Below are 19,982 nucleotides of genomic sequence, written 5' to 3' on the forward strand. Positions count from 1 at the left end.
CTCCCCCACCCGGCCACCCAACGCCAGTATATTCTATGGGTGGCCGGGTGGGGGAGCGGGCTGGCACCGCCTAACGGACAAACAACGATGCAGCTCTGGGTCGGCCTTGGTAACCCCGGTCCGCAATATGCGATGAACCGGCACAATATCGGCTTCATGGCCGCCGACGCGATCGGCGAAGTGCATGGCTTCACGCCGCCTGCGAAGAAGTTCCAGGGCTGGCTGCAGGAAGGGCGCGTGGGCACGCAGAAGATCCTGCTGCTCAAGCCCGCGACCTTCATGAACGAAAGCGGACGCGCGATCCGCGCCGCGCTCGATTTCTACAAGCTCGCGCCCGAGGATGTCACCGTCTTCCACGACGAGCTCGACCTCGCCCCCTTCAAGGTCAAGGTGAAGCGCGGCGGCGGCGCGGCGGGGCAGAATGGCATCCGCAGCGCGATCGCGCATATCGGCGCGGACTTCCGCCGCGTGCGAATCGGCATCGGCCATCCGGGGCACAAGGACCGGGTAACCGGCTATGTCCTCGGCAACTATCCCAAGGCCGAGATCGAAGACCTCTCCGACCTGCTCGGCGCGATCGCGGGCGAGGCCGAATGGCTCGCCAAGGGCGACGACGCCCGTTTCATGAGCGATATCGCCCTGCGGCTGCACCAGAGCCCCTGAGGGTTCGGCACCGGCCGGCTCCCCCACCCGGCCACCCAATGCCAGTATCCTATGGGTGGCCGGGTGGGGGAGCGGGCCGGTGCCGCCTCCAAGTCAAAAAAGAAAAGGCCGGGGATGACCCCGGCCTTCTCATTTTCACGCCTGTGCGGCGGATCAGTTCTTCTTGGCGAGCAGCACGCCGACCGCGCGGCTGGAGCTTGCAGCGCCATCCTGGGTGATCGCGAAGCTGATGCCGACTTCCTCGGCCTTCGAGCCATAGCCGATGCCCTGGAAGGTACCGCCTGCGGTGCTGCCCGGGCCGAAGCTGCCGGTGAACTGGTTTTCGCCCACCGGGATCGCGCCGGTGCCCGTGAAGGTGCCGTATGCGGTCCCGCCGCGGTTGAGGTTCAGCGTCAGCGTGACGAGGCCGGTCCCGTAGTTGATCGACAGCGTCGCGGTGCCGGTGAGCTTGTCGACCGAGCTGGCGCCGGCTGCAGGCGAGACGACGGCACGGCCGACGACCTGGACCGTATAGGTTGCAGTGCCGCTGTTCGGCATGTCGCTGGACACGGTCGGATAGCCGAACAGGCCATAGGAGATCCGCTTCGCACCGGCGGTGCTGTCGCCGCGCCACCAGCTGGCATAGCTGGAGCGCTTGTACGTCGTCAGATACGCTTCCTTCGGCGTCGTCGTGGACGCCGGATTCTCGATCGTGTTGTTGTAGAGCTCGATCTGGGTGAACGCACCCGCCGTCGTCGGCGCCGTGCTCTCGCGGAACACATATTCCTGCACGCCCACGGCAGGCGCGGTCACCAGGTCAGGCCCGGAGAAACGCGATTCCTCAGCATTCTCGCGCGCGACGACTTCGGTCGTCATCGTCGACGTAATGGCGCTCTGAAGCGCGAAGCGCACACGGTTCGAATAGGGTGCAGTGTTCGCCGGAAGCAGCGTCACCGGCCCGGCAATGTCACCGCTGTAGCTGGTCGCGGCGCTGACCGTGAACACCTCGGCCGCCGCAGCAAGCGGGAGCGCCGAATAGGTCGGCGAGGCCGACGGACTCGGCGAGGGGCTCGGCGAGGGCGACGGGGTCGGGGTCGGATCATCGCCGCCACCGCACCCGGCGACGGTCAGCGCCACGGCGGTGCTGGCGATCAGAATGGAACGGCGAATCATCCTTCGACTCCTGTTACTTGCCCATCTGCAAGGCGGTTTTCGCATTTACCGCAGATGAACGGGCCATGCCCGCAAGGGTTGCGTGCGTTCTCCGGTAGCGTGACGGAGCCGGAAACGAAAGGCCGCAATCAGCTTCCCGTTTCCTGCATGATCTGCCGAAGCTGCTGAATCTTGCCCAACCGTTCGGCGGGACTGATCGTCGCCATCGTGCCGGTGCCGAATTCGGCCGCGCTCTGCACACAGGTGGTGACGGTGGCGAAATTCTGGGTGCGGTCGCCCTTTTCGAAGATGTTCGCGGCCTGATCCTTCGCCGCCCAGTCGAGATAGGCGTCGAGTTTCGCCTTGGACAATTCGGGCTTGGGGTCCGCAGCCGGGATGACCTGATCGCCCAGCTTGTTGGCGATCATCGTGCGATAATAATCGAGGAACGGCTTCGCCCCGCCCGCGATCGAGCGCGGTACCGGGCTGTCGAGCAGGCGCTGCTGCCACTTCACCGCGGCAAAGCAGCGCGTGTTGAGCGCCAGCGCGTCTTCAAGCAGCTTCGCCTTCTGCGCTTCCTGCGACTTGGCCCTCGCCTCGGCCGCAGCCTTTTCCTTGGCGCCATTGTCGCCGCAGGCCGACAGCGCACCCAGCGCCAATGGCGCGAAAATGGCAACGCGCGCCAGCGGCGCCAGAATTGCGATGCGCTTCATGAATTTCCTCTCCTTGTGCGCCCGCGAGTTTGCCGTCTCGGGCCGGGGTGTCAACATCGGTGTAAACATCTCCCGGCTTGCGCAGACCCCGTGCGCGTGCTGTGCGAAGCGGCATGACGATCCGTACTCTCTTCGCCACGCGCTTCTCCGAAACGGCGCTCAACGACGACGCGCTGCTTGCCGAACTCGGCGACGCGTGCCGCGATCTGGCAGAGCAGGACCGCGCGGGCCAGGCATGGTCGAAGGCGCATGGCTATCGCGGCTACACCTCCTATGCCTCGCTCGACGACCTGCCCGCGCGCGACCCGCGCTTCGGCGATCTGGTCCGCCATCTCAACCGCCATGCCGCGAAGTTCGCCGATGAATGCGCGTTCGATCTTGCCCGCAAGCCCAAGCTCGACAGCCTGTGGGTCAACATCCTCAAGCCCGGCGGCACCCATTCGGGGCATATCCACCCGCACAGCATCATCTCGGGCACGCTCTATGTCGATATTCCGCCGGGCGCCGGTACGCTGAAGCTCGAGGATCCGCGGCTGCCGCTGATGATGGCCGCTCCCCCGCGCCGGCCCGACGCGCCCGAGGATCTCCAGACCTTCGTCTATGCGCAGCCCGCACCCGGCACCATCTTCCTGTGGGAAAGCTGGCTGCGGCACGAAGTGGTGGCGGGCAACGCCAGGGCCGAACGGATCAGCATCAGCTTCAACTATCGCTGAATCGCATCGATCCGGCCCGGTTTCGGGAACCATTGCGCATGTGATACGATTCTACCTCCTAGGTTTCAGGAGATTCACCATGCGCAAAGGTCTGACAGCATTTCTCGCGCTGTCGCTCACCGTCCCGCTCGCCGCGCCCGTCCTGACGGGCACCGCGCATGCGCAGAGCTGGGAAGAGCGCCAACGTGACCGCGACCGCGAATATAATGAGCGCCGCGGCGACTGGCGCGACCGGGATCGCGACCGCAACTGGCGGGATCGCAACCGCGACGGTCAGCGCGACTATCGCTGGCGTGGCGACCGCAGCGACCGCCGCTGGGATCCGTACGACAATTACCGCCAGGGCAATTATCGCGAGCGGCGTCTGAGCCGTCAGGATCAGATCTATCGCGGCCGCGACAACCGCTATTATTGCCGCCGCAACGACGGCACCACCGGTCTGGTGGTCGGCGCGGCGCTGGGCGGCATCCTCGGCGGCGCGATCGGCAATGGCGACCTGCTCGGCGTGCTGCTTGGCGGCTCGGGCGGTGCGCTGCTGGGCCGCGAGATCGACCGCGGCAACGTGCGCTGCCGCTGAGATGACCTGAAATCCTCCCCCAGCTTGCTGGGGGAGGGGGACCGCTCGCGCAACGAGTGGTGGAGGGGCCGCCGCGAAGACGGCGGTAGACCTTGCCGCAACCACCGCCCTCTGCGGGGCGGCCCCTCCGCCATCGCTACGCGATGCCACCTCCCCTGAAGGGGAGGATTTTGCGCTCTGGCCTTTTCCCGCCGTCCGCCCTATCTGCGCGCCTTTCCCGAGTTACAGGACCAGATCATGGGCTTTCGCTGCGGCATTGTCGGCCTGCCGAATGTCGGCAAATCGACGCTCTTCAACGCGCTGACCGAGACTGCGGCGGCGCAGGCGGCCAATTATCCCTTCTGCACGATCGAGCCGAATGTCGGCAACGTCGCGGTGCCGGACGCGCGCCTCGATTCGCTCGCCAGGATCGCCGGCTCGGCCAAGATCATCGAGACCCAGCTCGGCTTCGTCGACATCGCCGGCCTCGTCCGCGGCGCCAGCAAGGGCGAAGGCCTCGGCAACCAGTTCCTCGGCAACATCCGCGAAGTGGATGCGATCGTCCATGTCCTGCGCTGCTTCGAGAATGACGACATCCAGCATGTCGACAACAAGGTCGATCCGATCGCCGACGCGGAGACGGTCGAGACCGAGCTGATGCTTTCCGATCTTGAGTCGCTCGAGAAGCGCGTCCCCAACCTCCAGAAAAAGGCCGCGCAGGGCGACAAGGAGGCGAAGATCGCCGCCAGCGTCCTCGGCCAGGCGCTCGACCTGCTGCGCGAGGGCAAGCCCGCGCGGCTGACCGAGCCGAAGGATATCGAGGAAGAGCGCGTCCTCAAGCAGGCGCAGCTCATCACCGCCAAGCCGGTGCTGTACGTCTGCAACGTCAACGAGGAAGACGCCGCCAACGGTAACGCCTACTCCGCGCGCGTGTTCGAAAAGGCCAAGGCCGAGGGCGCCGAAGCGGTGGTCGTCTCGGCCGCAATCGAGGCCGAAATCGCCACCATGCCCGCCGACGAGCGCGGCGAGTTCCTCGGCGAGCTGGGCCTTGAGGAGACCGGCCTCGCCCGCGTGATCCGCGCCGGCTACAGCCTGCTCCACCTCCTCACCTTCTTCACCGTCGGCCCCAAGGAAGCGCGCGCCTGGACCACCCATGTCGGCGCCAAGGCGCCGCAGGCGGCGGGCGAAATCCACACCGATTTCGAGCGCGGCTTCATCCGCGCCGAGACCATCGCCTTCGACGACTACGTCAAGTTCAACGGCGAGTCCGGCGCACGCGACAACGGCAAGCTGCGCTCGGAGGGCAAGGAATATGTCGTCCAGGACGGCGACGTGATGCTGTTCCGCTTCAACGTCTGAGGCGAATTATTGCGCCGGCAGCGCGAAGCTGACCGGCGCCGCCTCGACGCGGCTCGGCACCCCCTCTGTGCTCCCCTCGCGCAGGAACCGCAGCACTGCCGCCGCAACCGCCGGATGATCGCGCAGCAACGGCATCGGCCCGTTATGCTGACCGCGATGGACGATCAGGGCCCGGCCGTTCGGAAACCAGGGCAGCAGGTCGAGCAGATTTTCCATCGGCGTGTTGGCGTCCCAGTCGCCCTGGACGAACAGAACCGGCGTCTCGTCGCGCACCGGCAGGCGAAAACCGTCGCCCAGATCGGAGGTCGGCCAGGCCCCGGCGGTGGCGAGATAGGTCGCGAAGTTCCATTCCCCGAGCATATCGCGCGCAGGGTCGGTGCGCAGCTGCGCCACCCGTGCGGCGGTAGCCCCGGTCGCGGTGTCGATCAGCGGACCGATCAGCGCCGTGGTGCTTGCCTTGCGCTCCGCGGCCACGTCGCGCGCCCAGGCCGCGTAGCGGCCATGATAGAGATCGATGACGAAGGCAGGCCACCGGCTCGCATCGATCACACGGGCGAACAGCGCCTGCTGGAAATCGCCAAGGCCGAGGACGACCTTGCCCTCCCCCGGCACCTCGACGGTAACGGGCGCCTTGGCGAAGCGATCGCGTACCGTCCGCGCCGCAGCGATCAGCCCGCCTTCGGGCACGAACGGCCGAAGCGCCGGATCCTGCTCGGCCTCATGTGCGACACGCTGTAGCACCGCGAAAACGTGAGAGGGCATATCATAGCCGTTGTTGAGCGGCTCGGCCGACGCGATCAATGCGCGCGCCACGATGCCCGGGTGGCGCTTCATCACCGCGAAGCTCCATTGCGATCCGAAGCTCGCGCCCATCAGGCTGATGCGGTCATAGCCAAAGGCACGGCGAACCGCATCGACGTCGTCGGCGCATTCGGCGATCGTATAGCCGGCAAGATCATGCCCCGGATTGGCGGCCGCGACCCCGCGGGCCAGCCCCGTCATCACGGCGACATCGTCCTCGATCCGCGATGGCCGATCGAGCGCCGCTGCGGGGTAGCGCAGCTCCAGCATCTCGCCCGGCACCGTGTAACCGCGTTGCTCGACGATCACGAGATCATTGGTCGCGCTATAATCCAGCCAGCTGCGCAGCCGACGCTTCGCCGCCGGGCTCTGATCGGTCAGCGTATCGAGCAGGGTAACCCCGGGGCCGCCGACGAGCAGGAAGATCGGCGGCTGGCCATTGGGCCGCACGGCCTTGATCCGCAGCACGCCGACCTTGATCCGCCGGCTCCCGGGCCGGGCCCGGTTTTCAGGAACTTCGATCGCACCCGCTTCATACCGGACGGCGCTGCCATCCGCGGCGGTCTGGGTGCCCGGCGTGAGATTCAGCGGGGTCTGCCCCGCCATGGCTGGTGCCGCCCCTGCCAGCCCGATCAGGATCACCCCCAGAACCAGATGCCGCATGCCCGTCTCCCGCCGATGCGATCGTGGCGACCACGAAATGAATGTCGGGTTAGCAGCGACCGTCGAAACAGGACAGCATCTCCCGCTCGGCCGAACGCCCGGTGGAATGGGCGCGCGCGCTCCACCGAGCACCGTCTGGCCGGTAAAGCGCTGAAGCGCCTCAAGGCGGCACTCAAGCCCGACGCGTTCCTGCTTGTCGAGGGCTCAGCGCCACCCGCAGCGCGCGGCCTCTGACCGCCCGCTTCCACTTTCGCGACATTCCCGCCCGGAACATGGACACGCGCCGTGGCGGATTCACCAACATCGGACGCGACATGTTCCACTTCGCTTTCCGCGCTCACCGGTGACGACTCGCGCCAAACGCCGCCTCACCGTCCGCGTCCGGACCTGCCGCCTCTGAAAAACGCCGGCAACTCAATCCGTTGCACGCCGCATTTTCCTACATCATCCAAATAGGATATGATCCTGCAGAATTACAAACCAGATAGGCAAAGTGGAATCATGCACACCTATCCGAACGCCCATCTGAACGTCTTGGCGATCGCCAGCGTCGATCCGCGCACCAGCGGGGCTGCCGGCGGACGCTTGAGGCCGTGCATCTCACGCGCCCAGTCGGGCAACAGGTCGACCGCCGCCGCGAAGATCGCGGTCTGGGCCGGCGCGATGACCAGGTTCGGCGCCGGATGATCGAGCACGAAGCGCGCCACCTCGCGCGTGCGGGCGTCCACCACGAGTTGCGGCCGCATCGCGGCGATCAGCGCCTCCGCCTCGGCCTTGCTGCGCGGGATCGGGTCGGTGCCGAGCGCTGCGGCAGTGCGTGCGGTCTCGGCGAAGTAGGTGTCCTCTTCCTCGCGTGTGATCGGGACGCCGTAGCGCTGCCAAGCGGCAAGGAAGCTCCACATCTCGGTAACATGCACCCATGCCAGCAGGTCGGGGTCGTCGGCACGATAGGGTGTGCCGTCGGGCAATGTGCCCGCGACCCGCTCGTGCACCTCGCGCACCTTGGCGATCGATGCTTCGGCGATACTGCGCTCGGCATAGGTGGTTTCGGCGATGAAACGCGCGGTGCGGCGCAGGCGGCCGAGCATGTCCTTGCGAAACGCGCTATGGTCCCACACCCCGGCCAGCACCGCCGGGTGCAGCATCTGCAGCAGCAGCGAGGCCACCCCGCCGACCATCATCGTAGTCACATCGCCATGCACGCGCCAAGTGACGCTGCCGCGCGGAAACAGCGCGTCGTCGCTGCGCTGGACCGGTTTCTCGCCCTTGTCCTGATCGTTGAAGGTGCGGCGCACCACCCCGATCAGGCGGGTACGAAGGCCGGCGGCGAGATCGGGTGGCGGCATCGCGGCGAAGCTAGGCGCCACAAAGCGCCGCCGCAACGGGTGGTCTTACATGCCTCTTGCCAAAAACAAGTTTCAAGGCGAAACTGATTATATGAAGTATTTCGAGGACCTGACGGTCGGCGACAGAGCGAGCTTCGGCTCGTACGAGGTCACACGCGAGGAAGTGCTGACCTTCGCGGAGAAATATGATCCGCAGCCCTTTCACCTCTCCGATGAGGCGGCGGCCAGGACCCATTTCGGGCGGCTGGCGGCCAGCGGCTGGCACACCTGTGCGATGACCATGTCGATGTTCGTCGAGCATATGAAGGCCAACCCTTCCGCCAGCCTGGGCGCGGGCGGGATCGACGAGCTGCGCTGGATCAAGCCGGTCTTCCCCGGCGACACGCTGCGCTGCGAGAACGAGCTGCTCGAGAAGGAGCTCATGGAGAAGCGTCCCGAGATGGGCCGCACCCGCGCGCGCATGACCGTCTTCAACCAGCATGACGAACCGGTGATGAGCTTCATCGCCCGCGGACTGATCGCCCGCCGCCCCGCTTAACGGGGGCGCCGCCGGTCCTGGCGGTTGTCGCGCCGCAGGTCACCGCGGTCCCTCCGGTATTCGCGGCGATAGTCGCGCTGATCGTCGCGCCGTTCCTCACGGAACTGTTCGCGCGTCATCCGGCCGTCGCGATAGGCTTGGCGATCCTGCCAGCGGTCCTGGCGGAAGGCGCGATCATCCTGCCGCCGGTCGCGCCCGAACGCGCGCCAATTGTCGCGGATCGCGCTGCGGTCTCCGCGCCAGCCATAGCGGCGTTGCTCCCAATAGCGGCGCTGGCTGTCGTTCCAGCGATGCGGGCGGCGGTAGCTGTCGTACACATAGTAGCCGGTGCCGGGGTAGTAATAGTCGCCGTACCAGCCCCAATACGGGCTGCCATAGCCTCCGGCGTAGCCGTAATAGCCGTCGTCATAATAGCCGCCGCTGCCGTAACCGACCGAGACGCCCGAATAGCCATAGCCGTCGGTGCAGGCGGAAAGCCCGAACGCCGCCGCACCGATCAGGCTGGCGGCGAAGATACGCGGGATACGCATGATCACTCTCCACGGACGCGTAAAAGCGTCCTTAACCGTCTGGAAACGGAGGAGAGGCCCGTGCGGTTCCCTGCGCGCCCTAGTGGCCGTCGAACGCGACGAGCGTGGTGACGTGAATCCCCTCCGCGCGCAGCACATCGGCGCCGCCCAGTTCGGGCAGGTCAATCACGAACGCCGCCTGCGTCACGACTGCTCCAGCCTTGCGCAGCAGGCGCACCGCAGCACGCGCGGTACCGCCGGTGGCGATGAGGTCGTCAATCAGCAGCACGCGCGCGCCGGGCGCGAAGGCGTCGGCATGGATCGCAATACGGTCGGTGCCGTACTCCAGCGCATAATCCTCGGCGATGGTCGCACCGGGCAGCTTGCCGTCCTTGCGCACCAGCAGCACACCTGCCCCAAGCGCCAGCGCCACGGGCGAGGCGAAGAGGAAGCCCCGCGCCTCGATCCCCGCGACCAGATCGACCGGGCCCTCCACGGCATCCACGATCGCCTCGACCGCGCGGCCAAGACCAGCGGGATCGAGCAGCAGGGTGGTGATATCGCGGAACATGATCCCGGGCTTGGGGAAGTCGGGAATGGTACGGATCAGCGCGGCGAGATCGTCGGCAAGGATGGTCACTTGCGGCCTCCTTCAAACGAACGGCCCGGGAATCGCTTCCCGGGCCGCTGGAGATTTTTCAGGCGGTGGACCTTAGTCCTTCACGTTCCGCCAGATCTGCTTCTTGGCGCCATAGGCGAGGAAGCAGAAGATCACGAGGAAGACCAGCGTCGCGAGACCGGCGGTCTTGCGTGCTTCCATCTTCGGCTCGGCGGTCCAGGTCAGGAACGCAGCGACGTCCTTCGCATAGTTGTCCGCAGTCGCGGCCGTGCCGTCCGAATAGGTCACCTGACCATCCTTGATCGGCTGCGCCATCGCCAGGTTGAGCGTCGCGAAATAGGGGTTGAAGTGAAGCCCCTCGGGGGTCTTCGCATCGGGGAAGTGCTTCAGCAGTTCCTCGCCCTTCTCGTTCTTGTAGCCCTTCTGGTCCTGATAGCCGGTCAGCAGCGAATAGATATAGTTGCTGCCGTCGTGACGCGCCTTCGCCATCAGCGAGAGATCGGGCGGGATCGCGTTGTTGTTGGCAGCGCGCGCGGCGACGTCGTTCGCATAGACCAGCGGGAAGCGGTCATAGGGTGCACCGTCACGGGTCGCCGGCTCACCCGTCTCCGGGTTGACCGACGGGACCTGGAAGCCCTTGGCGATGGTCTTCACCTGGCCTTCGCTATAGCCCAGCGCCTCGAGGTCGCGGAACGACACCAGCCGCAGCGAGTGGCAGGCGGCGCACACTTCCTTGTACACCTGAAGCCCGCGCTGGAGCTGACGGTTGTCGTACTTGCCGAACGCACCGTTGAACGAGAAGTCCACCTTCTTCGGGTGCGCGTGGAACTCGTGCTCCGCGGTCGCAGCCGGGGGCTCCTTGATCCAGTTGTACACCGTGTCGAAGATGCCGAGCAGAAGGGCAAAGACAAACCCGACGCCGACGATAAATCCGCCAATGCGAACCATGTTATCTCAAGCCCCTTTTATTCGGCAGCCAGCGCGGTCTGCGCAGTGCCACCCTTACCGCCAAGCACCGCCTCGGTGATCGAGTTGGGCAGCGGACGCGGACGCTCCATCGCCGACACGATCGGCAGGATCACGAGGAAGTGCAGGAAGTAATAGACGGTCGCGATCTGGCCGATCAGGATCACGCCCGGCGTCGGCGACGCGCCGCCAATGTAGCCCAGCACCAGCACGTCCACGAGCAGCACGATCAGGAACCACTTGTAGGTCGGGCGATAGTTGGCCGAACGGACCGGCGAGGTGTCGAGCCACGGCAGGAAGAACAGCAGCAGGATCGAACCGAACATCGCCAGCACGCCCCACAGCTTCGCCGGGAAGATGAAGTCGATCGTGAACGACTTGAGGATCGCGTAGAACGGCAGGAAGTACCATTCGGGCACGATGTGCGCCGGGGTCGAGAGCGGGTTGGCCGGGACATAATTGTCCGGGTGGCCCAGCAGGTTCGGCGCGAAGAAGATCAGCGCCGCGAACACCAGCAGCGCCACGCCCACGCCCACGCCATCCTTGGCGGTGTAATAGGGGTGGAACGGCACGGTATCCTGCTCGCTCTTCACCTCGACGCCGGTCGGGTTCGACGAACCCGGAATGTGCAGCGCCCAGATGTGGAGAATGACCACACCGACGATCACGAACGGCAGCAGATAGTGGAGCGAGAAGAAGCGGTTCAGCGCGGCGTTGTCCGGCGCGAAGCCGCCGAGCAGCCACACGCGGATCGTCTCGCCCACGCCGGGGATCGCCGAGAAGAAGCCGGTGATCACCTGCGCTCCCCAGAAGCTCATCTGACCCCAGGGAAGGACATAGCCCATGAACGCGGTGGCCATCATCAGCAGGAAGATGACGACGCCGAGCAGCCATACCATCTCGCGCGGCGCCTTGTACGAACCGTACCACAGGCCGCGGGCGATATGGATATAGACCACCAGCAGGAACATCGACGCGCCGTTGGCGTGCGCATAGCGGAGGAACCAGCCAGCGTTCACGTCGCGCATGATGTGCTCGACGCTGTCAAACGCGATGCCGGCGTTCGCCGCATAATGCATCGCCAGCACGATGCCGGTGACGAGCTGGAACGCCAGGAACATCCCGGCGAGAACGCCGAAGTTCCAGAAATAGTTGAGGTTGCGCGGAACCGGATAGCCGGCGCCGACGGCGTTGTAGACGAAGCGCGGAAGCGGCAGACGATCGTCCACCCACTTCATCACGGGATGCTTCGGCTCATACTGCTTTGCCCATGGGAAGCTCATGCCAATAGCCCTCAGCCGACCCGGATCGCGGTGTCGGAAATGAATTCATACTCGGGAACATGCAGGTTCGTCGGCGCGGGGCCGGTACGAATGCGACCCGCAGTGTCATAGGCCGAACCGTGACACGGGCAGAAATAGCCGCCGAACGGGCCCTTGTTCTCGCCCTCGCCCGCACCCAGCGGCACGCAGCCGAGGTGGGTGCACACGCCCAGCGTGATCAGCCAGTTCTGCTTGCCTTCCTTGGTCCGCTGCGCGAGCGTCTGCGGATCGCGCAGATCGGACACCGGAACGGCGTTCGCCTCGTCGATTTCCTTCTGCGTCAGGTTGCGCACGAACAGCGGCTGCTTGCGGAAGGTCGCCTTGACCGACTGGCCAGGCTGGATCGCCGAGACGTCAAGCTCGGTGGTCGACAGCGCGAGCACGTCGGCCGACGGGCTCATCTGGTTGATCAGCGGCAGCGCAACAACGCCAGCGCCCACACCCGCCCAGGCGACCGCACCGATCGCGAGATAATCGCGGCGGCGGGGATCGGCCGGCGCGTCGATCGCTCCGTCCTGGGTAACAGCATCATCATGCGTTGCCATGCATCAGCCCTTGCACTTCAAAAATTCACCGAGACGCTTTGCGCGACTTCGGTCACCGGATGCGGCGCACCGCGCGAACGCTACGCCAAGCCCTCCGGCGTCCCCCGGTGGCTGGCGGGCCTGATAGACGGCACATGCCGCTTTTGCCAACCGCCTTTTTGCCCCGCGCTGCGCCGACTTGCGGCTGGCCATGCCCCTGCCCTATCGGAGCGGGCATGCGCGTGGCCCTGTTCCAGCCCGATATCGCCGGAAATGTCGGCGCCGTCCTGCGGATCGGGGCGTGCCTCGCCACGCCGGTCGATCTGATCGAACCCATGGGATTCGCATGGGACGACAAGCGCGTCGCGCGCGCGGGCATGGACTATATCGACCATGTAGAGATCACTCGCCACGCCGATTGGAACGCGTTCGAACAGCAGGCACAGGGCCGAATCGTGCTGCTGACCACAAGAGGCGCAACCCCGCTGCACGATTTCGCCTTTGCGCCGGACGATATCCTGCTGTTCGGCAGCGAGAGCGCAGGGGTTCCCGAGCATGTCCATGCGCGGGCCGATGCGCGGGTGGTGATTCCAATGGCTGCAGGGCTGCGGTCGATGAATCTGTCGGTCTCGGTCGGCATCGTGCTGGCCGAGGGGCTGAGACAAACTGCCCACTGGCCCTCCCCGGCACCGATCGGCTAGGGGCCGCGCATGCTGAGCCTCGACGATCAACAAGCCACTGCCCGCGCCTGGTTCGAAGACCTGCGCAACCAGATCTGCGCCGAATTCGAGGCAATCGAGCGCGAGGCCGGATCGGATGCCGCCTTCCAATACCTCCCCTGGGATCGCACCGATCCGTCGGGCGAGCCCGGCGGCGGCGGCGTGCGGGGCCTGATGAAGGGCCGCGTATTCGAGAAGGTGGGCGTCAACGTCTCCACCGTCGGCGGGACGTTCGAGGGCGAGTTCGGCAAGACCATCCACGGCGCGGGCGAGGATCCGCGCTTCTTCGCCACCGGCATCAGCCTGGTCGCGCACATGGCCAACCCGCACGTCCCTGCGGTGCACATGAACACGCGCTTCCTGTGCACGACCAAGCGCTGGTTCGGCGGCGGCGCGGACCTCAATCCGCCGATTCCCTATGAAGCCGACACCGCGGACTTCCACACCGCGATGCAGGCAGCATGCGACGCGCATGATCCGGAACATTATCCGCGCTTCAAGAAATGGGCCGACGACTATTTCTACATCCCGCACCGCAAGGTGCATCGCGGTGTCGGCGGCATCTTCTACGACCACCTCGACAGCGAAGGCGATGCATGGGACGCGAACTTCGCCTTCACCCAGGACGTAGGCCGCGCCTTCCTCGACATCTTTCCCGCGATCGTGCGGCGGCGGATGGCGGCGCCTTTCACCGAAGCGGACAAGGCGCAGCAACTCGAATGGCGCGGCCGCTATGCCGAGTTCAACCTGGTCTATGATCGCGGCACGCTGTTCGGCCTCAAGACCGGCGGCAATATCGACGCGATCCTGATGAGCCTGCCGCCGCTCGCGACGTGGAGTTGATGGGTTGGGCCTGATTCCGGTCAAGCCCGGCGAGGTGGCGACGATCGTCACCAGCCTCGAGATGCTGGAGCGACCCCGCCTCCGGCCGCTGCCCGATTCGCCGCTGCGGCTGGTGAAATGGGAAAAACCTTCGCCCGAGAAGTACCGCGCACTGTTCCGCCGTGTCGGCGAGCCATGGTTGTGGTTCTCGCGCCTGATCATGGACGAGGCGCGGCTGAGCGGCATCATCCACGATCCTGCCGTCGAGATCTTCGCCGTCGCCGACCCCCGCGGGATCGAGATCGGGCTGCTTGAGCTCGACTATCGCGAGAAGGCGATCTGCGAGCTTTCGTTCGTCGGGCTGGTGCCCGAGCTGGCCGGCCAGGGGCATGGCCGCTGGCTGATGGCACATGCGCTGATGCGCGCCTGGCGGCCGGACGTGACGCGGGTCTGGGTGCACACCTGCACGCTGGATCACCCAAAGGCGCTCGGCTTCTATCGCGCCTCGGGCTTCGAGCCTTTCGCACGCGCAGTCGAGACGTTTCCCGATCCGCGCCTGTCAGGCCATCTGCCGCGCGAAGCGGCGCCTCACATTCCGTTACTGGACCCCGCCAGCCGGCGATAGGCCGCGATCCGGATCAGGGTGAAGGCGGTGTGGGCCGCTGCAGCCGCCGCCATCACGGGCAGCAGGAACAGTGCCTGCGCCCATTCCGCGCCGCCGAAGAGCGCAACCAACAGCTGCGTCACGATCAGCAATGCCAGCGTCGCGGCACCGGTGACCAATATGGTACCCATGCCAAGCAGCGCGAGCCGCCAGCCATTGCCAGCGCTCAGCCGGAAACCGCGCTCAATCGCACCTAACAACCCCCGCTCGGGTTCGGCAACATAGGCCGTTCCCATCATCCAGGTGCGGCCGAACACATAGAGGCCCGGGATAACGAACAGCGTGGCGGCGAGTTGGATCATCGCGCTGTTCGCATAGCCCAGCAGAAAGAAAGGCAGCAGGCGGAGCGCTGACGCCTGCAGCGTCTCGCGAACCGTAAAGCCGCGCTGCAGGTACAGATTCAACAGCGCCAGCGTGCCAAATTCCAGCGCGGCGGAAAGCGCAAACACCCAGGCCAGATTGGCGCGATAGTAGGCGCTGAATGCCTCAAACGTCTGTTCGGGGGTCGTGCCCTGGGGAATTTCCAGACCGCTCGCCAGCAGCGCCAACGCAAGGAACGGAAGGAGATAGAAGACCCCGGCGATGCGAACGACGAGATCGCGCTCCGCACGCCACAGGATCGCAGCGTCAGCGAGAACGCTGCCAAGCAAAAGTCTCATTGCGCGGCGACAGCCTCTCTGGCGGTGCGCAGCGCAAGGTAGAGTTTCGCCACAAACGCAGCGCCCAGTACGGTGAAGGCGGTCGAGACCGCGCCACCGACGATTCCGGTCAACACCATGGCGATCGACAGTCCGTCCTCTCCCCGTCCGGCGACCAGCGTGATGATCGCGCCGAACGCGGCGGTCGCCGCAAGATAGGCAACCCATGCCACAACAGCGTAGAGGATCAACACGCCGACGATCCGGAGCGTCGCACCGCGTGTCAGCGTCCAGCTGCGCTGGATCGCGCCGAACATCGCATTTTCACCCACGATCACCGGCACGATCAGCAGCAGGCGCGCACCCAGCCAAATCGCGACCGGGATCAACACCAGAAAATAGAGCAGGAGCCAGGGCGCAGCGGCGGCCGGTATCTGTGGCATCGTGCCGGCACCGCCGCCACTCAGATCGGCGCCGCTCGCCGCCAGGATGATCCCCGCGGGGATGGCGAGCAGAAACAGCACCAGGAACAGCACGACGGTCACGAGCAGCGCGGCAGGCAGGCGCGCTGTCGCGGTCCGCGCAGCGCCGCGGCCGATCGCGGGATCGAGCGCGAGCGCGGTGATTGCGAGCTGCCCCCAGAAGGTAACGATCGCCAGCGCCAGCGAAGCGAGGCCCAGGCCCATTGCCAGACCAGGGGTCGCGGTCTGCTGAAGGCCCGACAGGCTTCCGCTGATCGCGGAGGGTATGAAGATCGCGCCCAGCGCGAGCGGGAGGAGCCTCCCCAGATTGTCGCTCAGAAACTCCGCCGTCCGATCCCAGACGGTACCCATGCTGACCATATCACACCCCTTGTTGCGAACCGTTAGCCGATCGGACCGGCACGCGCCACTAGAGCTTGTTCAGCAAACTGAACGCGGCACCGCCGTACTTCAGACATTGCGAAGTGGCGCATGGCGGGCCATCTGCGCGCGATGGAAACAAGGAACGGTATCGAATGGCGCGTCGCGGACGGGCGCGTGCCCTATCCGGAGGCGCTGGCGGCGATGGAAGCGCGCGTCGCCGCGATCCAGCAAGGGCAGGCGGGCGAGCTGATCTGGCTGCTCGAACACCCGCCGGTCTATACCGCAGGCACCAGTGCCGACCCGGCCGAGCTGATCGACCCGCGCTTCCCGGTCTTCGCGACCGGACGCGGCGGGCGCTATACCTATCACGGGCCGGGCCAGCGGATCGGTTATGCGATGCTCGACCTCAGCCGCCGCAACAAGGACGTGCGCTGCTATGTCCACGCGCTTGAAGGCTGGGTGATCGCAGCGCTCGGCGAACTGGGGATCAACGCGTTCCGGGCCGAGGGCCGGATCGGCATCTGGACGCGCGACGGCGGGAGCGAGGCGAAGATCGGCGCGATCGGCGTGCGCGTCCGGCGCTGGGTGACGATGCACGGCTTCGCGGTCAACCTGAACCCGGACCTCGACGACTTTAACGGGATCGTACCGTGCGGACTGCCCGAATTCCCGGTGACCAGCGCCGCCGCGCTGGGCAAGGATATTGCGCCTGCAACCTTTGACGCAGCGCTGGCGTTTGCGTTCCCGGCCTTTCTCGATGCGGTAGGCGGTGCATGCGCCGCCGAGAAGCAGGGTTGAGAGGACAGGCCGTAGCGGTTAATGTCCACCGCGATCCGGGGAATGACGGCAATGCCGGCCCCGATCCATTTCTAGGGAGCCTCATAAATGCGCGCACTTTTCACCAAGGCTGTTGCCGGTTCGATGATCGCCAGCGCCGCACTGCTGCTGTCGGCCTGCGGCGAGAAGACCCAGACCACCGCTGACAACACCGCGGTCATGGACGTGAACGCGACCGACCCGGTGCTCGACGGCACTGTCAGCGACAACATGACCATGGTCGATGGCGCCACCGGCAACGACACGGGCATGGCGAACGACACCATGGGCAACACCACCATGGGCAACGGCATGTAAGTTCGCTCCGGCGAATTTTCAGTCATGGGCCGCCTGGGAGACCGGGCGGCCCATTCGATTCAAGTCGTTGTAATTCCGCCGCTTCTTGCGCAACCGCAACGACAGCCGCAATCTCAACGGCCAAAAAGCGCTTGGGCACAGGGTAAAAAATCCGTAACCCGGGGGCATCTTTCGTATCGCGTTCAAGAGGGTCAGGATGCTCGTTTCGCGTTTGCTATGCGCCGCCGCCGGCGCGGCGGCATTGTTCGGTGCGGCGCCCGCATCGGCCCAGTTCTATTTCAAGGGACCCGACATCGCCGGCCCCCGCATCAACGGCGATGAGCCGGGCGTTCTCGCCCAGCAGCTGCCGGGCGCGACACCGGTCGAGTTGCGCGCCGCGATGGTGTGGAACCTGCGCGCCGCGCTCAACGTCGCCGCGCTTCAGTGCCAGTTCGCCAAGACGCTGCTGACGCTGCCCAACTACAACACCATCCTCAAGGACCACTCAGCCGAGCTCAACAGCTCCTACGCGACGCTGACCAAATACTTCATGCGCGTGAACAAGACGCCCAAGGCGGGCCAGCTGGCGCTCGATCAATATGGCACCCGGGTCTATTCGAGCTTCTCGGCGGTCCATGCCCAGCTCACCTTCTGCGCCGCCGCCGACGACGTCTCGCATCAGGTCGTCTTCGCACCGCGCGGACAGGTCGGTGAAGTCGCGGCGCTGCGCCTGCGCGAGCTGCGCAACAGCCTGACCAAATGGGGCGAGCAGCAGTTCCCCGGTATCTACTATGCCCATGTCCCGGTGGCGGCGCAGATTCCGATGTTCGGCAACGAGAAATGCTGGCGCAAGAACGTCTACTCGCCCTCGCGCTGCCTGCCGAGGCGGTAGGGATATCGGGGGCTGCTTCGGGAGCCCCCGGAACGTCTGGATCAGCGCAGTCCCAGCGCCTTGTGCGCCTGAAGCGTCAGACGCCATTTCGGCCTCTCCAGCGCGAAATTGACCGCCGCCTGTACATTGGCGACGGCGTTCGCGTCATCCATCGGCTGGACGAGGAAATGGGCGAAATCCCATGCCTCCAGAGTCCCGACATCGGTGCCCGCCTGTGGCCAGACCAGCTTGAGTTCGTCCCCGCTGCGCTGGACGACCTCGCTCCCGGCCTTGGGACTGATGCAGACCCAGTCGATGCCCGGATGCGCGGGCAAGGTACCGTTGCTCTCGATCGCGATGCGGAAACCACGCGCGTGGAGCGCATCGACCAGCGCGTCGTCGACCTGGAGCATCGGCTCGCCGCCGGTCAGCACGACGAAGCGGCGCTCGCTGCCCGGTCCCCAGAACCCCTCGACCGCTGCGGCCAGCGCATCCGCATCCGCGAACTTGCCACCGCCCAACCCGTCAGTGCCTACGAAATCGGTGTCGCAGAATTTGCACACCGCCGCGGCGCGATCCTGCTCGCGGCCCGACCAGAGATTGCACCCGGCAAAGCGCACGAACACCGCGCGCGCGCCGGCATTCACCCCCTCACCCTGCAAGGTGAGGAACATTTCCTTGACCGCGTAGCTCATCGCCCCGCCTATCCGGCCGTTTCGGCGTAACGTGTGGGATCGGGCACGCCCGCTTCCTCGAACCCCTTGGACCGCAGCCGGCAGCTGTCGCACAGCCCGCAATGCAGCCCGCCGGGCGCCGGATCGTAGCACGACCAGCTGAGGCCGAGGTCGAGGCCAAGGCGCATGCCTTCACGGACGATGTCCGCCTTGCTCATGAACTGAAGCGGGGCGCGGATGCGGAACGGCGCGCCCTCTACCCCCGCTTTGGTCGCAAGCTCGGCGAGCTTCTCGAACCCTTCGATGAACTCCGGCCGGCAATCGGGATAGCCCGAATAGTCGAGTGCGTTGACGCCGATATAGAGGTCGCGGGCGCCCGCCGCCTCGGCCCAGCCAAGCGCAAGACTGAGGAAGATGGTGTTGCGCGCCGGGACATAGGTCACGGGGATTTCGTCCCCCACCCCGTCCTTCGGCACATCGATATCCGCAGTCAGCGCCGAACCGCCGAACTGTGACAGATCGAGCGGGAGAACGACATGGCGCTCGGCGCCCAGCGCGTGCGCGATGCGGCGCGCGGCCGCGAGCTCGACATGGTGCCGCTGATTATAGTCGACCGAAAGCGCAAGCAGGCGATAGCCGTCCGCGCGGGCATGCGCGGCGGAAACGAACGAGTCGAGGCCGCCCGAAACAAGGGCGACGGCAATTTTGCTGTCGGTCATCGTCTTCGGCTACCGGCTTTGCCGCAGCGCGGCAAGGCCGGGGCAGAAACCCGGGTCAGCGGCAGGCACCGGTGCGGCGGCCTTCATACTCCTCGGTGAAGGGCAGGCCCCGGCTGATTCCCTGGGTCTCGATCCGCACCAGGCGCGGCGTTTCCACCGTGAGGCGCGTGTCGGTCTTGCCCGTCGGACAGCTGAAGGTGATGCGGCCGCCATTCGGTCCGTTCTCGACCACGAAGTTGGTGCAGCCGGCCGAGCGGTCGCGCAGCTGGAGCAGCACGCGCGGATCGGTGACGCAGATCGCACGCGTGCTTCCGTCGGAGGCGCGCAGCGTCCACTCGCCGCGCTCGATCTGGGCGAGGGCAGAGAGGGTACCGGACTGGGCCAGCGCATAGCCGCCGCCCCCGATCGAGAGGGCAAGGGCGGTGGCAATGATGGCGATTCTGCTCATTTCACCGCTCCATTAACACGATTCGGCTTTCAATCGGCTGACAATT

General features: G+C 65.9%; 25 protein-coding genes. 11 read left to right on the forward strand and 14 right to left on the reverse strand.

Annotated elements, in window-relative coordinates; translation table 11 throughout:
- Positions 1–87 precede the first annotated feature (87 nt).
- Complete coding sequence (gene pth / locus AC07TU_RS19005) at positions 88–663, forward strand: aminoacyl-tRNA hydrolase (RefSeq protein ID WP_495189503.1); 576 nt, start codon at positions 88–90, stop codon at positions 661–663.
- A 153-nt stretch (positions 664–816) separates the two neighbouring features.
- Here pth and AC07TU_RS19010 read toward each other — a convergent pair whose 3' ends face one another.
- Positions 817–1,815 carry a HupA family protein gene (locus AC07TU_RS19010; RefSeq protein ID WP_495189504.1) on the reverse strand — a complete coding sequence of 333 codons (999 nt, stop codon included), beginning with the start codon at positions 1,813–1,815 and terminating at the stop codon, positions 817–819.
- A 128-nt stretch (positions 1,816–1,943) separates the two neighbouring features.
- Positions 1,944–2,507, reverse strand: coding sequence for a hypothetical protein (locus tag AC07TU_RS19015; RefSeq protein ID WP_495189505.1), 564 nt, complete (start codon positions 2,505–2,507; stop codon positions 1,944–1,946).
- A gap of 113 nt (positions 2,508–2,620) precedes the next feature.
- Between AC07TU_RS19015 and AC07TU_RS19020 the strand changes: the two genes are divergently transcribed.
- From AC07TU_RS19020 to ychF, 3 genes are all read left to right on the forward strand, one after another.
- On the forward strand, positions 2,621–3,220 hold the full coding sequence (locus tag AC07TU_RS19020) for a TIGR02466 family protein (RefSeq protein ID WP_495189506.1): 600 nt from the start codon (positions 2,621–2,623) through the stop codon (positions 3,218–3,220).
- Between the two features lie 79 nt (positions 3,221–3,299).
- Entirely contained in the window at positions 3,300–3,797 is a 498-nt protein-coding gene (locus AC07TU_RS19025; RefSeq protein WP_495189507.1) for a glycine zipper 2TM domain-containing protein, read from the forward strand.
- Between the two features lie 237 nt (positions 3,798–4,034).
- Positions 4,035–5,135: a redox-regulated ATPase YchF gene (ychF, locus tag AC07TU_RS19030; RefSeq protein ID WP_495189508.1), complete on the forward strand. Its 1,101-nt coding sequence runs from the start codon at positions 4,035–4,037 to the stop codon at positions 5,133–5,135.
- Positions 5,136–5,141: 6 nt separating this feature from the next.
- Here ychF and AC07TU_RS19035 read toward each other — a convergent pair whose 3' ends face one another.
- Both AC07TU_RS19035 and AC07TU_RS19040 read right to left on the reverse strand, forming a co-directional pair.
- Positions 5,142–6,599, reverse strand: coding sequence for an alpha/beta hydrolase (locus AC07TU_RS19035; protein ID WP_495189509.1), 1,458 nt, complete (start codon positions 6,597–6,599; stop codon positions 5,142–5,144).
- Between the two features lie 509 nt (positions 6,600–7,108).
- Positions 7,109–7,945 carry an oxygenase MpaB family protein gene (locus AC07TU_RS19040; protein ID WP_495189510.1) on the reverse strand — a complete coding sequence of 279 codons (837 nt, stop codon included), beginning with the start codon at positions 7,943–7,945 and terminating at the stop codon, positions 7,109–7,111.
- Between the two features lie 91 nt (positions 7,946–8,036).
- Here AC07TU_RS19040 and AC07TU_RS19045 point away from each other — a divergent pair, with 91 nt between their 5' ends.
- On the forward strand, positions 8,037–8,483 hold the full coding sequence (locus AC07TU_RS19045) for a MaoC family dehydratase (RefSeq protein ID WP_495189511.1): 447 nt from the start codon (positions 8,037–8,039) through the stop codon (positions 8,481–8,483).
- On the opposite strand, the gene AC07TU_RS19050 is transcribed toward AC07TU_RS19045, so the two are convergent.
- The 5 genes from AC07TU_RS19050 to petA form a co-directional block, all read right to left on the reverse strand.
- Positions 8,480–9,013 (reverse strand): hypothetical protein, encoded by a 534-nt coding sequence (locus AC07TU_RS19050; RefSeq protein WP_495189512.1) that lies wholly within the window; start codon positions 9,011–9,013, stop codon positions 8,480–8,482. The two genes, AC07TU_RS19045 and AC07TU_RS19050, sit on opposite strands and share 4 nt — an antisense overlap.
- Before the next feature lie 79 nt (positions 9,014–9,092).
- Positions 9,093–9,626, reverse strand: coding sequence for an adenine phosphoribosyltransferase (locus tag AC07TU_RS19055; RefSeq protein ID WP_495189637.1), 534 nt, complete (start codon positions 9,624–9,626; stop codon positions 9,093–9,095).
- Positions 9,627–9,704: 78 nt separating this feature from the next.
- Positions 9,705–10,559 carry a cytochrome c1 gene (locus tag AC07TU_RS19060; protein WP_495189513.1) on the reverse strand — a complete coding sequence of 285 codons (855 nt, stop codon included), beginning with the start codon at positions 10,557–10,559 and terminating at the stop codon, positions 9,705–9,707.
- Between the two features lie 17 nt (positions 10,560–10,576).
- The gene (locus tag AC07TU_RS19065; protein WP_495189514.1) at positions 10,577–11,860 is read right to left on the reverse strand and encodes a cytochrome b; all 1,284 of its coding nucleotides are present in this window, start codon (positions 11,858–11,860) and stop codon (positions 10,577–10,579) included.
- Between the two features lie 11 nt (positions 11,861–11,871).
- Positions 11,872–12,444 carry a ubiquinol-cytochrome c reductase iron-sulfur subunit gene (gene petA, locus AC07TU_RS19070; RefSeq protein WP_495189515.1) on the reverse strand — a complete coding sequence of 191 codons (573 nt, stop codon included), beginning with the start codon at positions 12,442–12,444 and terminating at the stop codon, positions 11,872–11,874.
- Between the two features lie 215 nt (positions 12,445–12,659).
- Between petA and AC07TU_RS19075 the strand changes: the two genes are divergently transcribed.
- From AC07TU_RS19075 to AC07TU_RS19085, 3 genes are read left to right on the forward strand one after another with little or no spacing between them, the layout of a single operon-like run.
- Entirely contained in the window at positions 12,660–13,124 is a 465-nt protein-coding gene (locus tag AC07TU_RS19075; protein WP_495189516.1) for a tRNA (cytidine(34)-2'-O)-methyltransferase, read from the forward strand.
- 9 nt (positions 13,125–13,133) lie between these two features.
- On the forward strand, positions 13,134–13,985 hold the full coding sequence (hemF, locus tag AC07TU_RS19080; RefSeq protein ID WP_495189517.1) for an oxygen-dependent coproporphyrinogen oxidase: 852 nt from the start codon (positions 13,134–13,136) through the stop codon (positions 13,983–13,985).
- Between the two features lie 4 nt (positions 13,986–13,989).
- Complete coding sequence (locus AC07TU_RS19085; protein ID WP_495189518.1) at positions 13,990–14,589, forward strand: GNAT family N-acetyltransferase; 600 nt, start codon at positions 13,990–13,992, stop codon at positions 14,587–14,589.
- Here the strand turns inward: AC07TU_RS19085 and AC07TU_RS19090 are convergent.
- Both AC07TU_RS19090 and AC07TU_RS19095 read right to left on the reverse strand, forming a co-directional pair.
- On the reverse strand, positions 14,553–15,287 hold the full coding sequence (locus AC07TU_RS19090; protein ID WP_495189519.1) for a hypothetical protein: 735 nt from the start codon (positions 15,285–15,287) through the stop codon (positions 14,553–14,555). The two genes, AC07TU_RS19085 and AC07TU_RS19090, sit on opposite strands and share 37 nt — an antisense overlap.
- On the reverse strand, positions 15,284–16,099 hold the full coding sequence (locus tag AC07TU_RS19095; RefSeq protein WP_495189520.1) for a hypothetical protein: 816 nt from the start codon (positions 16,097–16,099) through the stop codon (positions 15,284–15,286). Before AC07TU_RS19095 ends, AC07TU_RS19090 begins: the two co-directional genes overlap by 4 nt.
- 141 nt (positions 16,100–16,240) lie before the next feature.
- On the opposite strand from AC07TU_RS19095, the gene lipB reads away from it, so the two are divergent.
- The 3 genes from lipB to AC07TU_RS19110 all read left to right on the forward strand — a co-directional run bounded on the left by lipB (position 16,241) and on the right by AC07TU_RS19110 (position 18,116).
- Positions 16,241–16,909, forward strand: coding sequence for a lipoyl(octanoyl) transferase LipB (lipB, locus tag AC07TU_RS19100; RefSeq protein WP_495189521.1), 669 nt, complete (start codon positions 16,241–16,243; stop codon positions 16,907–16,909).
- 87 nt (positions 16,910–16,996) lie between these two features.
- Positions 16,997–17,245, forward strand: a complete 249-nt coding sequence (locus tag AC07TU_RS19105) for a hypothetical protein (protein ID WP_495189522.1) — start codon at positions 16,997–16,999, stop codon at positions 17,243–17,245.
- Positions 17,246–17,441: 196 nt separating this feature from the next.
- A complete protein-coding gene (locus AC07TU_RS19110) occupies positions 17,442–18,116 on the forward strand; it encodes a hypothetical protein (RefSeq protein WP_495189523.1) in 675 nt (224 codons plus the stop codon).
- 41 nt (positions 18,117–18,157) lie between these two features.
- Here the strand turns inward: AC07TU_RS19110 and queE are convergent, their stop codons facing one another.
- The 3 genes from queE to AC07TU_RS19125 are packed head-to-tail and all read right to left on the reverse strand — an operon-like array spanning position 18,158 to position 19,936.
- On the reverse strand, positions 18,158–18,790 hold the full coding sequence (gene queE / locus AC07TU_RS19115) for a 7-carboxy-7-deazaguanine synthase (RefSeq protein ID WP_495189524.1): 633 nt from the start codon (positions 18,788–18,790) through the stop codon (positions 18,158–18,160).
- Positions 18,791–18,798: 8 nt separating this feature from the next.
- Positions 18,799–19,488 carry a 7-cyano-7-deazaguanine synthase QueC gene (queC, locus tag AC07TU_RS19120; RefSeq protein WP_495189525.1) on the reverse strand — a complete coding sequence of 230 codons (690 nt, stop codon included), beginning with the start codon at positions 19,486–19,488 and terminating at the stop codon, positions 18,799–18,801.
- 55 nt (positions 19,489–19,543) lie between these two features.
- Complete coding sequence (locus AC07TU_RS19125) at positions 19,544–19,936, reverse strand: hypothetical protein (protein ID WP_495189526.1); 393 nt, start codon at positions 19,934–19,936, stop codon at positions 19,544–19,546.
- Between the last annotated feature and the right edge of the window lie 46 nt (positions 19,937–19,982).

The organism is Sphingomonas sp. GW821-FHT03E12 (assembly GCF_059420685.1).

Bases quoted from the DNA above. Each gene is read 5' to 3' on its own strand.
- pth (WP_495189503.1), top strand. From the start codon at position 88: ATGCAGCTCTGGGTCGGCCTTGGTAACCCCGGTCCGCAATATGCGATG.
- AC07TU_RS19010 (WP_495189504.1), bottom strand. From the start codon at position 1,815: ATGATTCGCCGTTCCATTCTGATCGCCAGCACCGCCGTGGCGCTGACC.
- AC07TU_RS19015 (WP_495189505.1), bottom strand. From the start codon at position 2,507: ATGAAGCGCATCGCAATTCTGGCGCCGCTGGCGCGCGTTGCCATTTTC.
- AC07TU_RS19020 (WP_495189506.1), top strand. From the start codon at position 2,621: ATGACGATCCGTACTCTCTTCGCCACGCGCTTCTCCGAAACGGCGCTC.
- AC07TU_RS19025 (WP_495189507.1), top strand. From the start codon at position 3,300: ATGCGCAAAGGTCTGACAGCATTTCTCGCGCTGTCGCTCACCGTCCCG.
- ychF (WP_495189508.1), top strand. From the start codon at position 4,035: ATGGGCTTTCGCTGCGGCATTGTCGGCCTGCCGAATGTCGGCAAATCG.
- AC07TU_RS19035 (WP_495189509.1), bottom strand. From the start codon at position 6,599: ATGCGGCATCTGGTTCTGGGGGTGATCCTGATCGGGCTGGCAGGGGCG.
- AC07TU_RS19040 (WP_495189510.1), bottom strand. From the start codon at position 7,945: ATGCCGCCACCCGATCTCGCCGCCGGCCTTCGTACCCGCCTGATCGGG.
- AC07TU_RS19045 (WP_495189511.1), top strand. From the start codon at position 8,037: ATGAAGTATTTCGAGGACCTGACGGTCGGCGACAGAGCGAGCTTCGGC.
- AC07TU_RS19050 (WP_495189512.1), bottom strand. From the start codon at position 9,013: ATGCGTATCCCGCGTATCTTCGCCGCCAGCCTGATCGGTGCGGCGGCG.
- AC07TU_RS19060 (WP_495189513.1), bottom strand. From the start codon at position 10,559: ATGGTTCGCATTGGCGGATTTATCGTCGGCGTCGGGTTTGTCTTTGCC.
- AC07TU_RS19065 (WP_495189514.1), bottom strand. From the start codon at position 11,860: ATGAGCTTCCCATGGGCAAAGCAGTATGAGCCGAAGCATCCCGTGATG.
- petA (WP_495189515.1), bottom strand. From the start codon at position 12,444: ATGGCAACGCATGATGATGCTGTTACCCAGGACGGAGCGATCGACGCG.
- AC07TU_RS19075 (WP_495189516.1), top strand. From the start codon at position 12,660: ATGCGCGTGGCCCTGTTCCAGCCCGATATCGCCGGAAATGTCGGCGCC.
- hemF (WP_495189517.1), top strand. From the start codon at position 13,134: ATGCTGAGCCTCGACGATCAACAAGCCACTGCCCGCGCCTGGTTCGAA.
- AC07TU_RS19090 (WP_495189519.1), bottom strand. From the start codon at position 15,287: ATGAGACTTTTGCTTGGCAGCGTTCTCGCTGACGCTGCGATCCTGTGG.
- AC07TU_RS19095 (WP_495189520.1), bottom strand. From the start codon at position 16,099: ATGGGTACCGTCTGGGATCGGACGGCGGAGTTTCTGAGCGACAATCTG.
- lipB (WP_495189521.1), top strand. From the start codon at position 16,241: ATGGAAACAAGGAACGGTATCGAATGGCGCGTCGCGGACGGGCGCGTG.
- AC07TU_RS19105 (WP_495189522.1), top strand. From the start codon at position 16,997: ATGCGCGCACTTTTCACCAAGGCTGTTGCCGGTTCGATGATCGCCAGC.
- AC07TU_RS19110 (WP_495189523.1), top strand. From the start codon at position 17,442: ATGCTCGTTTCGCGTTTGCTATGCGCCGCCGCCGGCGCGGCGGCATTG.
- queE (WP_495189524.1), bottom strand. From the start codon at position 18,790: ATGAGCTACGCGGTCAAGGAAATGTTCCTCACCTTGCAGGGTGAGGGG.
- queC (WP_495189525.1), bottom strand. From the start codon at position 19,488: ATGACCGACAGCAAAATTGCCGTCGCCCTTGTTTCGGGCGGCCTCGAC.
- AC07TU_RS19125 (WP_495189526.1), bottom strand. From the start codon at position 19,936: ATGAGCAGAATCGCCATCATTGCCACCGCCCTTGCCCTCTCGATCGGG.